General features: G+C 51.0%; 12 protein-coding genes. 4 read left to right on the top strand and 8 right to left on the bottom strand.

What is annotated here, in order from left to right; all coding sequences use genetic code 11:
- Positions 1-2: 2 nt before the first annotated feature.
- Positions 3-1,913: a DUF3858 domain-containing protein gene (locus JI741_RS11310; protein WP_202009340.1), complete on the top strand. Its 1,911-nt coding sequence runs from the start codon at positions 3-5 to the stop codon at positions 1,911-1,913.
- 13 nt (positions 1,914-1,926) lie between these two features.
- Here the strand turns inward: JI741_RS11310 and JI741_RS11305 are convergent, their stop codons facing one another.
- Positions 1,927-2,733 carry an SDR family oxidoreductase gene (locus JI741_RS11305; protein WP_202009338.1) on the bottom strand — a complete coding sequence of 269 codons (807 nt, stop codon included), beginning with the start codon at positions 2,731-2,733 and terminating at the stop codon, positions 1,927-1,929.
- 48 nt (positions 2,734-2,781) lie between these two features.
- Between JI741_RS11305 and JI741_RS11300 the strand changes: the two genes are divergently transcribed.
- The gene (locus JI741_RS11300) at positions 2,782-3,654 is read left to right on the top strand and encodes a lysophospholipid acyltransferase family protein (RefSeq protein WP_202009336.1); all 873 of its coding nucleotides are present in this window, start codon (positions 2,782-2,784) and stop codon (positions 3,652-3,654) included.
- Here the strand turns inward: JI741_RS11300 and JI741_RS11295 are convergent.
- Positions 3,641-4,039, bottom strand: coding sequence for a DoxX family protein (locus JI741_RS11295; protein WP_202009335.1), 399 nt, complete (start codon positions 4,037-4,039; stop codon positions 3,641-3,643). The genes JI741_RS11300 and JI741_RS11295 overlap by 14 nt on opposite strands.
- Before the next feature lie 136 nt (positions 4,040-4,175).
- Between JI741_RS11295 and JI741_RS11290 the strand changes: the two genes are divergently transcribed.
- Positions 4,176-5,138: a TolB family protein gene (locus JI741_RS11290; protein WP_202009333.1), complete on the top strand. Its 963-nt coding sequence runs from the start codon at positions 4,176-4,178 to the stop codon at positions 5,136-5,138.
- Between the two features lie 3 nt (positions 5,139-5,141).
- Here JI741_RS11290 and JI741_RS11285 read toward each other — a convergent pair whose 3' ends face one another.
- The 3 genes from JI741_RS11285 to rbfA all read right to left on the bottom strand — a co-directional run bounded on the left by JI741_RS11285 (position 5,142) and on the right by rbfA (position 9,805).
- Complete coding sequence (locus tag JI741_RS11285) at positions 5,142-8,015, bottom strand: DEAD/DEAH box helicase (RefSeq protein ID WP_369411756.1); 2,874 nt, start codon at positions 8,013-8,015, stop codon at positions 5,142-5,144.
- Positions 8,016-8,178: 163 nt separating this feature from the next.
- The gene (locus JI741_RS11280) at positions 8,179-9,498 is read right to left on the bottom strand and encodes an ABC transporter permease (protein ID WP_202009329.1); all 1,320 of its coding nucleotides are present in this window, start codon (positions 9,496-9,498) and stop codon (positions 8,179-8,181) included.
- Positions 9,437-9,805, bottom strand: coding sequence for a 30S ribosome-binding factor RbfA (rbfA, locus tag JI741_RS11275; RefSeq protein WP_202009328.1), 369 nt, complete (start codon positions 9,803-9,805; stop codon positions 9,437-9,439). The genes JI741_RS11280 and rbfA overlap by 62 nt, the downstream gene beginning before the upstream one ends.
- A 92-nt stretch (positions 9,806-9,897) precedes the next feature.
- Between rbfA and JI741_RS11270 the strand changes: the two genes are divergently transcribed.
- Positions 9,898-11,292, top strand: a complete 1,395-nt coding sequence (locus JI741_RS11270) for a hypothetical protein (protein WP_202009326.1) — start codon at positions 9,898-9,900, stop codon at positions 11,290-11,292.
- On the opposite strand, the gene rpiB is transcribed toward JI741_RS11270, so the two are convergent.
- The 3 genes from rpiB to glyA form a co-directional block, all read right to left on the bottom strand.
- Positions 11,289-11,717: a ribose 5-phosphate isomerase B gene (gene rpiB, locus JI741_RS11265; RefSeq protein WP_202009324.1), complete on the bottom strand. Its 429-nt coding sequence runs from the start codon at positions 11,715-11,717 to the stop codon at positions 11,289-11,291. The two genes, JI741_RS11270 and rpiB, sit on opposite strands and share 4 nt — an antisense overlap.
- A complete protein-coding gene (tatC, locus tag JI741_RS11260) occupies positions 11,714-12,577 on the bottom strand; it encodes a twin-arginine translocase subunit TatC (RefSeq protein ID WP_202009322.1) in 864 nt (287 codons plus the stop codon). Before tatC ends, rpiB begins: the two co-directional genes overlap by 4 nt.
- Before the next feature lie 69 nt (positions 12,578-12,646).
- The gene (gene glyA / locus JI741_RS11255; protein WP_202009320.1) at positions 12,647-13,915 is read right to left on the bottom strand and encodes a serine hydroxymethyltransferase; all 1,269 of its coding nucleotides are present in this window, start codon (positions 13,913-13,915) and stop codon (positions 12,647-12,649) included.
- Positions 13,916-13,918 lie beyond the last annotated feature (3 nt).

The following is a 13,918-nucleotide window of genomic DNA, read 5'->3' as shown; positions in this document are numbered from 1 at the left end:
TTATGAAAAGGGTTTTCTTTTTTTTCCTTCTCGTCCTGCAGGGGGCTGTCTTTGCCAAGGAAAGTCCGAAGTTCGCCGTAAGCGAAATTCCCGCCGACTTGATGAAGGATGTAAATGTGGTGTACCGCGAAGATCAATCGATCTTTACCATACAAACGCGAAGCAAAGCGACACACCGTGTCTACACCGTCGTCACCATCCTCAACCCCAACGGCAAGAGTCATGCTTCAGAAGATATCGGCTACGACAAACTGAGCAAGATCACCACCCTTCGGGCAACGGTCTATGACGCCATGGGCTTTGTGGTTTCCAGGCTTAAGAACAGCGACATCTATGATCAGAGTGGCTACGATGGTGTGACGCTCTTCAGCGACAACCGTTTCAAAAGCATAGACCTGTCTCAAGGCACCTATCCCTATACCGTAGAAATTGAATACGAAGTAGAATACAAGTTTCTGTTCTTTGTGCCCTCCTTCTATGTGCAAGGCGACGAAAAAGTTTCTGTACAACACGGCCTCTACACGCTGAACTACGCGCCGGGGCTGGCGCCGCGCTACAAAGCCACCAACATCGCTCAACCGCCGCATGTGGAGCATCGACCCGACGGCAGCGGTTCGATATCCTTCGAGTTCAAGAACATCAAACCGCTCGAACTGGAAGCCTACAGCAAGACGCAATATCAGTTTCAATACGTTCAAGCCGGACCGACAGATTTTGAATACGACAGCTACATCGGCACCATGGACTCGTGGGACAGCTTTGGCAAATGGATAAACAGCTTGAACAAAGGCCGTGACGTTTTGTCGGACGAAACAAAAAGAAAAATCCGAAGCCTTGCCGAGAAAGGAAAAACAGACGAAGAGAAGATCAAGATTTTGTATGAATACCTCCAGGGCAAAACGCGCTATGTGAGCATCCAGTTGGGGATCGGTGGGTTTCAACCTTTCGAAGCCTCTGTTGTTGACCAAACCGGCTATGGCGACTGCAAGGCCCTTTCGAACTACATGGTGGCCATGCTAAAAGAAGTCGGCATCAAGGCGAACTATGTGCTGATTCGCGCCGGAAAAAACGAAGGTGAAATCGATCCGCTTTTTCCAACATCTCAGTTTAATCACGCCATTGCCTGTGTGCCCATGCAACGCGACACACTATGGCTCGAGTGCACCAGCCAAACAAATCCTTTTGGTTATCAAGGCCGGTTCACCGGCGACCGAAAAGCGCTGATGATTACAGACAACGGCGCCAAAGTTGTGAACACGGTGCATTATCCCGCCGAAAAAAATATTCAATCGCGAACCGGCGAAGTTTTTCTGTTGCCTACCGGCGACGCCACGGCCAAAGTGAAAACAACCTACTCCGGTCTCCAATATGAAAATGACAACCTCAATTTCATTCTCGACGATCAGGCCGACGACCAGAAAAAGTGGCTTCAAAAAACGATCGACATCCCAAGCTTTGACGTGAAAAGTTTTTCGATAAAAAATCACAAAGACAAAATTCCGTCGGCCGTGGTTTCGGTCGATCTGGATTTGAAACGTTTTGCCACCGTGAGCGGCAAACGTGTTTTTGTAACACCCAACCTCATGAATCGCTCAACGTCCATCCCCGAAAAAGTGGAAACACGCAAAACCAATGTGGTGCTGAAAATGCCGTTCATCGATCTCGACACCATCCGCTATCATTTGCCCGAAGGCATCTATCCCGAATTCACGCCCAAGCCTGTGACGCTGAAGTCGCGTTTTGGCGAATACGAAGCTTCGTTCACCATCGAACAAAACAACGTGATCTACATACGTCGTCTGAAAATGAACAAGGGCGTGTATCCGCCCGAGTCCTATGCCGAGCTCATCGATTTCTACAAATCGCTGAACCGCGCCGATGCCACCAAAATCGTGTTCCTCAGCAAAACCTGATCAGGCGACTATCTTATTTCGCGGGCGCGTCTGTTTCGCGGGCCATGGTGTTGAACACGAGCTTGTCTGAAAGACTTGGCCACCACTTCACCAGAAACACGGCAAGCTTGCCTTGGGTGGTGAGAATGAGGTTGCGCTTGCGCTTCACCGTGGCCTTATAGATGTGGTCGGCACATTCTTCGGCTGTCATCATTTTTGTTTCTTCACGGGGCGACGAGCCCTGGGGTGTTCCATCTTTCAACAGGGCGCGTTCGCGAATGCCCGATGCCGTGAAGCCCGGGCACGCCGTGAGCACGTGAAGGCCTTTCTTCAAATATTCTGTTCGCAGCACGTCCAGAAATCCGTTCAGTGCAAACTTCGAAGCCGAATAGCCGGCGCGTGCCGGCAGTCCGCAGTAGCCCGCAATAGACGACATGCCCACAATGGAACCCTTATTTTTCACAATCTCGGGCAAGCAATATTTGGTGGCATAGAGCACACCAAAGAAATTAATGTCCATCACCTTTCGGATCACCTCCATGTCCACTTCTGCAAACAACGCGCGCATCGAAATGCCGGCGTTGTTGATGAGCACGTCGATGGTGCCATAGTGGCGGATGGTTTCCTGGGCCATGCGGCGATTGTCTTCTTCAAGACTCACGTCGGCCTTCATGCCCTCAGCGGCAATGCCTTTGGCGCGCAGGTCAGACAAGGCGGTGGCCAGCGCTGCTTCGTTTCTTCCGGTGATAAAAATTCTGGAACCTTGGGCGCCGAATTTGTGGGCCAAGGCCAGGCCAATGCCGGAGGTGCCCCCGGTGATGACGACAACTTTGTGCTTCATGCGCCAAAAGTAACAATAGTTGATTAACTTGCCCGGCACTAAAATGCTATGTTTTTCATACGCCTGCTATCCCGGTTGCCGTTCCCGGTGCTTTATGCATTCTCCGACTTTCTGTTTTTTGTCAGCTACAGGCTGGTCCGCTATCGCAGGGCCATGGTGTGGAAAAACCTGAAAAACGCCTTCCCAGAAAAAACCGACGTCGAACTCCGCAGCATCGAAAAAGAGTTTTTCAAAAACCTCTGCGACTATGGCGTGGAGATGTTGAAGCTTTGCACCGTGAGCCAGGAAGAACTGGGACAGCGCATGGTGTTCAAAAATCCGGAAGTTTCAAATCGTTATATCCACCAGGGGCAATCGCTGCTCAACCTGGCATCGCATAACTTCAATTGGGAATGGTTGTTGGTGGCAGGGTCGTTCACGCTTCCTGGCGAGATGGACTTTGTGTATCAATCGGTGAACAGCAAATTTTTTGATGAATTCTCGCTTCAGTGCCGATCGCGCTTCGGCGCACACGGCATCAAACGCGACGAGGTGGCACGCGAAATCATTAAGCGGCGACACATCGTTCGCAACATCGCACTGGTGGGCGATCAATATCCCGGCTACCGGCACGACAAAAAATATTCCACGCGCTTCCTCAACCAGGACACGGTGTTCTTCTACGGTTCCAACATGCTGGCACAGCTCACCCAATATCCGGTGATGTTCTATGCCTTGCGGAAAGTGAAACGCGGCTACTACGAAACAACAATCATCGAACTCTCCACACCACCCTACGGCAAAGACAGCACCACGGTGATTGCGCGCTATGTGGAGGAACTCGAAAAACTGATCCGCCAAAATCCTTCACAATGGCTGTGGTCGCACAACCGCTGGAAAACACGACACCTCGAAGATCCCAATCCGCCTAAAACTTTTTAGACGAACTCTGGGCGGCAATCACCACAAGGCAAACGATCAACAGCACACTGTATTCCACGCCGTTCAATCCTCCACCCACCACAAACCAGCCGTGCTGTGCGTGCACCAGCACAATGCCCATAAAAATTTCGGCAATGAACACGGCCGTGATCGCCCTCACATAATAGCCAACGGCCAACAACAAGCCTCCCACGATTTCAAAAATCGTGAGTGCCCAGGCAAGGGCAAGGCCGATCATGAATCCCTGCGAATTCAGAAAATCTCCAAAGGGCACAACGCCTCCATGATAGATCCGACTAACGCCGTGAATAATAAGAAAAAGTGAAACACAGAGCCGTAGCACCATCGTGGCCTGCGAGGTGGAGAGAAAGGGAAATCTTTTCATGCGTTCGCGGTTTCTCTAAAATACTGAATTTACAAAACTTCAACACCTGTTGCCGCTGTTGTCCAAACAGAAAATACCCCGGCTGGGGATATCAAAATTGCCGCCGCTGCTTTAAGTTGCTATTAAAATCTCCCCTATGAATCGCTTCAGATTTTCGATGACCGTGCTGCAACTCGCGTGTTGCGTTGTGATTGCAAAGGCGCAACCGTCGGCTGTACCTGCCACATCAACGCTTTTCCTGGAAGGTGTGGTGAGCACCAACCTCAACGAACGCGACATGGCCATCTCGCCCGATGGACTGGAAATGTTCTATACGCTTGAAGCAAATCAAAATGCATTCTCGGCCATTGTGCGGCGCCACAAAACGGCGAACAACACCTGGTCGGCACCTGAGGTTGCTTCCTTCTCCGGACAATTCAGCGACCTGGAGCCTGCGTTTACGGCCGATGGAAAAAAGCTCTTCTTCAGCTCCAATCGCCCGCTCACAGGCATCAAGACAAAAGACTTCGACATCTGGGTAGTTGAAAAACAAAGAGACGGCTCGTGGTCTGTGCCAAAAAATCTTGGCGCACCTGTGAACACATCTGCCAACGAATTCTATCCGTCGCCCGCCACGTCGGGAAATTTGTATTTCACGGCAGAATACGAAAGGGGTGTGGGCAAAGAAGACATTTATGTGTCGGCAGGGCAAGGCGGCACGTATGGCCCAAGCGTTGCTTTGGATACGGCCGTGAATTCAAAACTCTGGGAGTTCAATGCGTTTGTTTCGCCCGACGAGAAGTTTATCGTGTTCACGTCCTATGGTCGCAAAGACGATCAGGGTGGAGGCGATCTCTACATAAGCCTTCGCGACACTTCGGGCAAATGGCTACCCGCGAAAAATCTTGCTGCCTTCAATTCTCCACGCCTTGACTATTGCCCGTTTGTGTCGTTCGACCAAAAAGCTTTCTTCTTCACCAGCGGCCGTCATACTATTTTAGCTGCACACGAAAAAGCAATCGGCTACGCAGCGTTGCTAAAAGCCTACACCGGTGTGAGCAATGGTTCGGAAAATATTTATTGGGTGAGCTTCGAATCGATGATGAAGGCTGCAAAATAATTTCTACAGCAACATCTGTTCGATGTCTTCCTTAGTGAGCTGTTTCATGAAGCTCTCTTCGGTGGTGATGAGTTCGGTGGTGAGGCGAAGCTTTCGTTGCTGCAGCGTCAGAATTTTTTCTTCCACCGTGTTGCGCGTAATAAATTTGTAGGTGAACACTTTGCGTTTCTGCCCGATGCGGTGTGCGCGATCCACCGCTTGTGCTTCCACGGCGGGGTTCCACCAGGGATCGAGAATAAACACGTAGTCGGCTTCGGTCAAGTTCAATCCCAGACCACCTGCTTTGATGGAGATCAAAAACACTTTCAGGTTCACGTCGCGATTGAAGCGTTCCACTTGCTCCTTGCGGTCGGTGCTGGAACCGTCGAGGTAGGTATAGTCGATCTTGTTTGTCTTCAGGTATTGACGAACCAGCTCCAGATGTTTCACATATTGGCTAAACACCAGCACCTTGTGACCTTCGGCGATGGCATTCTCCAGCATGTGCGTAATGTCTTCCATCTTTCCGGAGTCGCCCGTGTAGCCTTGTTCCACCATGCGCGGATGGTTGGCGATCTGACGCAGCTTGGTGAGACCTTCCAGAATCATGAAGCGGCTGTTGCCCAGACCTTCCTGCTCGATGAGCTTGAATATTTTTTCGCGATAGTGCGTCTTCACTTCTTCGTAGCGCTTCTCCTGCTCGGTGGTCATGGAGCAATACTGAATGTTCTCCACCTTTTCGGGAAGCTCGGTGGCCACCTGCGATTTGTGACGACGCAAAATGAACGGCTTAATCACCGAATGCAATTTGCGCGAACGGGCTTCGTCGTTTTTCTTCTCAATGGGGTTTTGAAACTCGTTTCTGAAATACGTCTGTGTTCCCAAAATGCCCGGGTTGATAAACGACATCTGCGACCAAAGGTCGAGCGTAGTGTTTTCGATGGGCGTGCCCGTGAGCACCAGCTTGTGTCGCGACTTCAGTTCGCGCACGGCCTTGGCGATGTTTGATGTCGGATTTTTTATGACCTGCGATTCGTCGAGGATCACATAGTTAAAATAGAATTCACGGAGCAATTCCACATCCAGGCGTGTGATGCCATAGGAGGTGAGCACGAGGTCGTATTTTTCGAAGCGCTTCACGTCTTTGTTGCGCATCGTGCCGGTGTAGTTGAGAATACGAAGGCCGGGTGTGAATTTGGCCGCTTCCATTTCCCAGTTATAGATGAGCGACGTGGGCATGATGAGCAGCGATGTGCCCGATCCCAATTCTTTCTCGGCTTGCAGCATGGTGAGCGTCTGCACGGTCTTTCCCAGACCCATGTCGTCGGCCAAACATCCGCCGAGGCGATATTCATTTAAGAAGCGCAACCAGTTGTAGCCCGCTTTCTGATAGGGGCGAAGTTCGCCTTCAAATCCTTCGGGCACCGGATAGTTTTTGATGCCGCTAAACGAATTGAGCGAGCGCAGCTTTTCGCTGAGGTGCACCTTGGCGAGGTTGCCTTCTTCAAGCTCCTTCACCAGGTTGAGGTGATGTTTGCGCAGCACCGGCTTCTCGTTGTCGCCGTCAGTTTCGCTTAAGGCAAAAAGGTCGGCATACTTGGTGAGCCACGCTTCGGGTATGATGGCGATTTCGCCGTTGGGCAATTTGAATTCCACCTTCTTGCGAAGAATGAGCTTGCGTAAATCCTTGAAGGGAATTTCAAATTCTCCGAAACGAATCTTGGCGTGAATGTCGAACCAGTCGATGTTCTCTTTCACCTCCACTTCAATCACGGCCTTGCCTACAAAATATTTTTTGTCGCGGCTCTCCGGCTGGCTCACTTCAAAGCCGAGGTTGAGGAGATTCACACGATTTTCGTTGAGCCACGAAAACGCTTCCGACTTGGGAATGGCCACGCGAAATCCTTTCATGGGCAACCCAAGCTTCTGCAGCGTGTGCAGAAAATTTTTCTCGTCGTCGGTGCGGCGCGACACACGGTGAAACACGTAGCCTTCGCCTTGTTTCTCTAACGACACACTCACGGGTCCCAAATGATCGCCGCGAAAACGATGCTTGCCATATTTAAACGACAGGTCAAAAACAATCTTGCCGGTTTCGTCGGTGGTGTCTTCGGCTTGCGCCCGGTCTTCAAACAGCGATGGCGCCGACGAAGTCTGTGCCGAATGCAATTCCGACAAGGTGAGCACCGGGTGCGGATCGTAAGTGCTTTTGTTTATCTCAAAGCCGCTGGCCTCCACATCGTCGAACGATGCGATGAGTGGCGCCACAAAACGATTGTAGTAGGTCTCCTCCACATTCTTGGGAATGACCACATATTTTTTGGAGAAGAATGGAATGAGCTTCTTGCCGTCCACATGTTTTTCAAAGCCATAGAGCTTTCCGTTCAGCACCATCCACGCCGGGCTTTTGCAAATGAGGTAGGCCGTGGTGTTGGGGAGCTCCAGTTTTTTGCCCTGAAAGAAAATGGTAGGGTAGTAGTTGGTGTGATCTTCCGTGCGCATGAAATGGAACTGGATGGTGGCACGTTTGTCGAGCACCTCAATGCGTCGCCAGGTGGGTTCGCCGTCGTTGCCCATTTCGAAGAGCACTTTACCTTTCATCTTTTCCAGAATCTTGGCGCGGCGTTTTTCCATGTAGTCTTCAATCTGCTCCTGCAGCAGTTCGTTTCCCTTGGCCTTGTCGTAGGTTTTGGCAAAGAACTCTTCGGGCTTCATAAACTTTGCCGAGAATTTTTTCACAATCGCTTCCTGCGTCATGTTGTCCATGAGTTCGATCAATTCGAAATCGCGATCGTCGAGGCCCTTCGAAAACTCGCGGGCGTTCTTGGACGAAATGTTCTGATGCTGATAGGTGAGCTTGCCTTTTTCGTCGAGATGGACAATATAGGATTCAAACACGAATCCCAGGTACTCGTGTTGATACAACGAATATATAATTTGAAACGGCTGTGAAGCAGACACTTTCATCGAGAAAACTGCATTTTGATGAAAACGGAATCTGAAAATTAGAGATTATCCCCCAAAGAAAATTGCCTTTTTCAGGGATTTTAGTACATCAATATTACAGGTTCTGAACTGACGCAAAACGGGAAGCAAGCGCCGCAGGGCGAGATGAGATGAGTAGCGTGACAACGGCCATCACCGAAAACACATAAAAAAAATCAGAAAACAACATTTTCACCGGGTAGCCGTCTACCACGGCCGTGTTCATTCCCATAGACACAAGGCTAAACTGTTGTTGTAACAATAGTATCAATCCTCCAAACAAAAGGCCCGAGCCCGTGCCAATGGCCGCAATGAGTATGCCCTCCGTTATGAATATCTTCTTTAGCAAACGACCGTCGGCACCCATGGCCGCAAGAATGGTGATGTCGCGTTTTTTGTCGAGCGCCAGCATCATGAGGCTGAAGTAGATGTTGATGGAACCGATCACCAGCAACAGAATGGCCGCCACAGACGCAAACAGTTTTTCGAGTTTGAGCACGCGATATAAATCCTGGTGCTGCTCTTCGCCATTCAACACCAAAAAGTCTTTTCCCAACACATCCTGCAACGCATCCTCTACTGTTTCCGGGTTAGCTCCGTTTGTCATTTTGATTTCGAGCGATGTGCGCCGGTTTTTATAGCTCAGCAACTCCTTGGCAAACTCCAGCGGAACAATGACGTAGTTCTCGTCAAAACTTTGGATGATCGAAAACACGCCGCCCGGCAATATGCTTTTTTGCGTATACATTTTCGAAGGGTCCATGGTGGCTCCGCCGCGCAGGCTCTTCACACCATAGAGTTGCAACGCAAAGAAGTCCTGTTCAAGCGCAATAGAAAGTGTGCTGCGAACGCCATAGCCTACCAGCGCGCGTGGTGCTCCGTTTTTCTTCAGCAACAGTTCCCCTTCCACAATGCTTTCTTTGGGAATGCGATCCTGGTCCACAAAGTTGTCGCTCACGCCTTTCACTTTCACCACCTGTGTGGCGTCGTTGTAGCGCGCGTAGGCATAGTCTTCAATGACCTCGGTCACGATTTTCACACCCGGCACGTCCTTGATTTTTTTGATCAGCTTCTGATCCACTTCAAAGGTCTTGCCTGCAGAGGCTTCTATTTTGATTTCGGGATCGAACGAGTTGTTGATGACGTGCAGCAAATCGCCAAGCCCGTTGAAGATGGAAAGCACGATGATGATGGCTGCCGAAATGATGGCCACCGAGATGACCGAGATGATGGAGATCACATTAATAAAATTCTTCTTCCGCTTCGAGAGCAGGTAGCGCCGGGCGATGAAGAAGGGAAAGTTCAACGTGGTCTTGGATTTGGTGGTGTGATGGCTAGCTTTTTTCTTCCGGAGGAATGTGCAGGTTCTTGAGAAGATCGTCCATGCGGTTGGCATTTTCCTCCACGTCGTCTTTGTAGAAGATCAATTCGGGAATGATGCGCACTTGTTTGCCGATTTTGTCGCCAAGGGCTTTCCGGATTTCACTTTTATGTTTGTTGATTTTTTCTAACACCTTCTCTTTGTCTTTGGTCAGCAACATGCTGATGTAGACTTTGGCCACGCTCAGGTCGGGGTTTATGCGCACGTCGGCAATGCTCACGAAGGCATTGTCGAGAATGCCGCGTTTGTCGCGCTGAAAAATGTCGCTCAATTCCTTTTGAATCAACTTCGCGTATTTCTGTTGTCGGGTTGTGCCACTCATAGGGCAAATATCTCGCATCGCCCAACAATTAGCAATCAACCATTGGCAATTATAAAAACTGGGTCTATTTTACGCGCTTTAACGCGTATCCCTTGCTGCAATATTTCAGAATCAACGATCCATACCGCCTGCTGGGCGTGCTGGTGATCATGCTGGTGGTCTACCTTCCGCTGTTCATCGACGGTCCGGACATGACGTTTCCCGAGCTGAAGAGCATTGTGGTGGGGGAGAAAGTGCACGACGGCCACGCCATGTATACCGAAGTGGTAGACACCACGGCACCGCTTGCCGCCTGGACCAACGGTTTCCTCGACATCATTTTCGGGCGTTCCATTCTGGCGCGCCACATCCTGGCGTTCTTTGTCATCTTCTCGCAGGCCGCCTACATGGGCATTGTGTTCGCGTCCAAGAAAGCCTTCTCCGAAAACACCTACATTCCTTCGCTGCTGTTTGCCATCCTGTTCATGTTCTCGTTCGACACACTGTCGCTCACGCCCGAGTTGCTTGGCTTTGGATTCATTTTGCCGGCGCTCAGCAATTTGTTCAAGGAGGTGGAGTTCAGAGATCAGCGCAACGAATCGGTTTTTAATCTCGGGCTATACATCGGCCTGGCATCTTTGTTTTCATTTTCGCTGGCGGTGTATATCATCGGAGCGCTCATGGTGCTCATTGTGTTCACGCGTCACCCGCCGCGCAAGTATGTGTTGCTGGTGGTGGGCTTCCTCACGCCGCACTTGTTCCTGATGAGCATCTATTATCTCAAAGACGGTCTGTCCGCATTGTGGCAATTTTATTATGTGCCCAACCTGAGCTTTCATGCCATCAACTACATCAGCGCCGGCAGTCTCTGGGTGTTGGGTGCATTGCCTTTGGCGTTTCTCGTCATTTCGCTGATCATGCTCAACCGCGATGCGCGGTTCACCAAATACCAGTCGCAGCTTGTTCAAACCATGTTTCTGTGGATGATCTTCTCGGTGCTGCAGATTCTCTATTCAAAAGACTGGCGGCCACAAAGCTTCATCACACTCATTCCCAGCCTCAGCTTTTTTATCGCGCAGTTTCTGTTGCTCATTCGCCGCAGGAGATTTGCCGAGATCAGCGTGTGGGTGTTGTTGATCGGCACGGTGGTGGTTAGCTACATGGCGCGCTACAACCGGTTGTCGAGCGTGAACTATCAGGCGCTGGTGGTACCCGACAAGCCCGGTCTGCCAAAGGCCAGCAACGTGTTGGTTTTGGATGGAGACTGGAGCATCTACAAGCAACAACCGCTGGGGTCGGCTTTCTTCAACTGGGAGCTGTCGAAAGAAATTTTTGCGCACGCAGAATATTATGACAACGTGATTCTGGTATACGAAGGCATCAAGAGCGATCCCCCGTCAATCATCCGCGACAAAGACAACCTGTTCGGGCCTTTCCTGGAGCGGATTCCCGAGTTCAAAAGTTTGTATAAACGAAAAGGGATTTATTACACCCGCACAGGCCGCTAGCAGCTGATCTTGCCCACCCGGCGTGCATGGCGCCCGCCTTCGAACGCGGTGGTCAAAAACGTGCCCACAATTTTCTCGGCCACATCAAATGCCACGAAGCGCGCCGGCACGCACACCACATTGGCGTCATTGTGCTGGCGGGCCAGCGAGGCCAGTTCTTCTGTCCAGCAAATGGCTGCGCGAATGCCCTGGTGTTTGTTGGCCGTGATGGCCACACCGTTGGCGCTGCCACACACCAGAATGCCCAGCTCAAAATCTTTGCTTTCCACCGCGAGTGAAACGGGGTGTGCAAAGTCGGCATAGTCTGCCGCCTCCAGGCTGTAGGTGCCAAAGTCCTTGTAGGTATGGCCGTTTTCTTCCAGCCATTTTCTCAGGCCTTCTTTATATTCAAATCCGGCGTGGTCGCTGCCAATGGCTATGTTCATGAGTTTGAAGAAGATTGTTCGCGGAGCAATTCTTCGGCTTCATCGCGCGCACGTTGGCGCGCCACCATGGCCGAAATAACAATACTGATCTCGAAGAGAATGTAGAGCGGAATGGTGATCATGATCTGGCTCAACGGATCGGGCGGCGTCACAATGGCTGCCACAATGAGGATTACCACCACTGAGTGTTTTCTGTACTTGCGCAAGAACTGGGGTGTCACGATGCCGATCTTGGTGAGGAAATAGATCACCACCGGCAGCTGGAACAACAAGCCCGAGCCCAACACTAACAGCACAACGGTAGAGACATACGAGGTGATGTCGAACTCGTTCACGATCATGTCGCTGATGCTATAGTTGGCCAGGAAGTAGACCATCCAGGGGGCAATGATGTAGTAGCCAAAGAGCACGCCCGAGAAAAACAAAAGTGAAATGGCAGCCACCGCACCTCGCGAATAGCGACGTTCCTTCTTTTGGAGGCCGGGCTTCACAAAACGCCAGATTTCCCACACCACATAGGGAAAAGCAATGACCAGTCCGATGATGAACGACGCCATGATGTGCATGGTGAATTGGCCTGTCATGAAACGGCTTTGCACCTTGAACGGAATTTCTTTCACGCACAGGCCTTCATAGCCAATGGTATCGCCCAATGTGCAAAGCCACTTGAAGGTTGTGAAGTCAACCCTTGCCGGCGCAAACACGATGTTTTGAAAAATCCACGGCGCAAACACAAAGGCCACGATGGTGAAGACCACCACGGCTATCAACGAACGGATCACGTGCCACCGCAGCTCCTCCAGATGATCCAAAAAACTCATCTCTTTCTCTTCGTCATTCAGCTCTTGATCCAGCGGCATGGTTACGTGTAGTTAGGTACGGTGACTGTGTGGTGTTGTGTTTTCTGCGGGGGTTAAAGGTTTCTTGAATTAGTAGAGGGGGAACTTCTCCATGAAACGGTTCACTTTGCGTTTCACCGCCTTGAGGTGTTTGGTGTCTTCGGGTTTCTGAAGGGCCTCGTCGATGAGGTCAACCACTTTCTGCACGTCTTTTTCTTTCAAGCCGCGAGTGGTGATGGCCGGTGTGCCGATGCGCATACCCGATGTGATCATAGGCGACTGCGTGTCGAACGGAACCATGTTTTTGTTGATGGTGATGTCGGCCTGGATCAGACCTTCTTCGGCTTGCTTGCCGGTGAGTTTCTTCGAACGAAGGTCGATCAACATCAGGTGGTTGTCGGTGCCGCCCGAAATAATTTTATAACCTTTGGCCAGGAACGCATCGGCCATTGTTTTTGCATTTTTCGAAACCTGCAGGATGTATTCCATGTAGTCGTCTGACAGGGCTTCCTGGAACGCTACGGCTTTGGCCGCAATAACGTGCTCCAGTGGACCGCCTTGTGTGCCGGGGAAAACGCCCGAATCAAGGAGTGACGTGATTTTGCGCAGTTCGCCTTTGGGTGTTTTCAATCCCCAGGGGTTATCAAAGTTTTTGCCTACCAGAATCATACCGCCGCGGGGTCCGCGAAGGGTTTTGTGTGTGGTGGTGGTCACAATGTGACAATGCTCCATCGGGTCGGCCAGCAAACCGCGGGCAATCAGGCCGGCGGGGTGCGAAATGTCGGCCAGCAACAAGGCGCCAACGCTGTCGGCAGCTTCTCTCAGTTTTTTATAGTCCCAGTCGCGGCTGTAGGCAGACGCACCGCAGATGATCATTTTGGGTTTTTCGCGCTGTGCGGTTTCAATCACTTTGTCGAAGTCGATGAGGCCGGTGGCTTGCTCCACGCCGTAGAAAGAAGGCTGATAGAGTTTTCCGGAGAAATTCACAGGCGAGCCATGTGTGAGGTGACCGCCATGCGAAAGATCGAAACCGAGAATCTTGTCGCTGGGTTTCAAACAGGCCAGCATCACGGCGGCGTTGGCTTGTGCGCCCGAGTGAGGCTGCACGTTTGCCCATTCGGCACCAAAAAGTTCTTTGGCGCGGTCAATGGCCAATTGTTCCACTTCATCCACCACTTCGCATCCACCATAATAACGCTTGCCGGGCAGCCCTTCTGCATATTTGTTGGTCAGCACCGAGCCCTGCGCTTTCATCACCTGTAGGGAGGTGAAATTTTCGGAGGCAATCAGTTCGATGCCGCCTTCCTGGCGCTGTTTTTCCTTTTCAATGAGGTCGAAGATGGCTTTATCGCGTTTCATGTT

It is taken from the genome of Chryseolinea lacunae (assembly GCF_016735595.1).
GTDB classification, from domain to species: Bacteria; Bacteroidota; Bacteroidia; order Cytophagales; family Cyclobacteriaceae; genus Chryseolinea; species Chryseolinea lacunae.
This window is presented reverse-complemented; position numbering and strand designations above follow the sequence as displayed.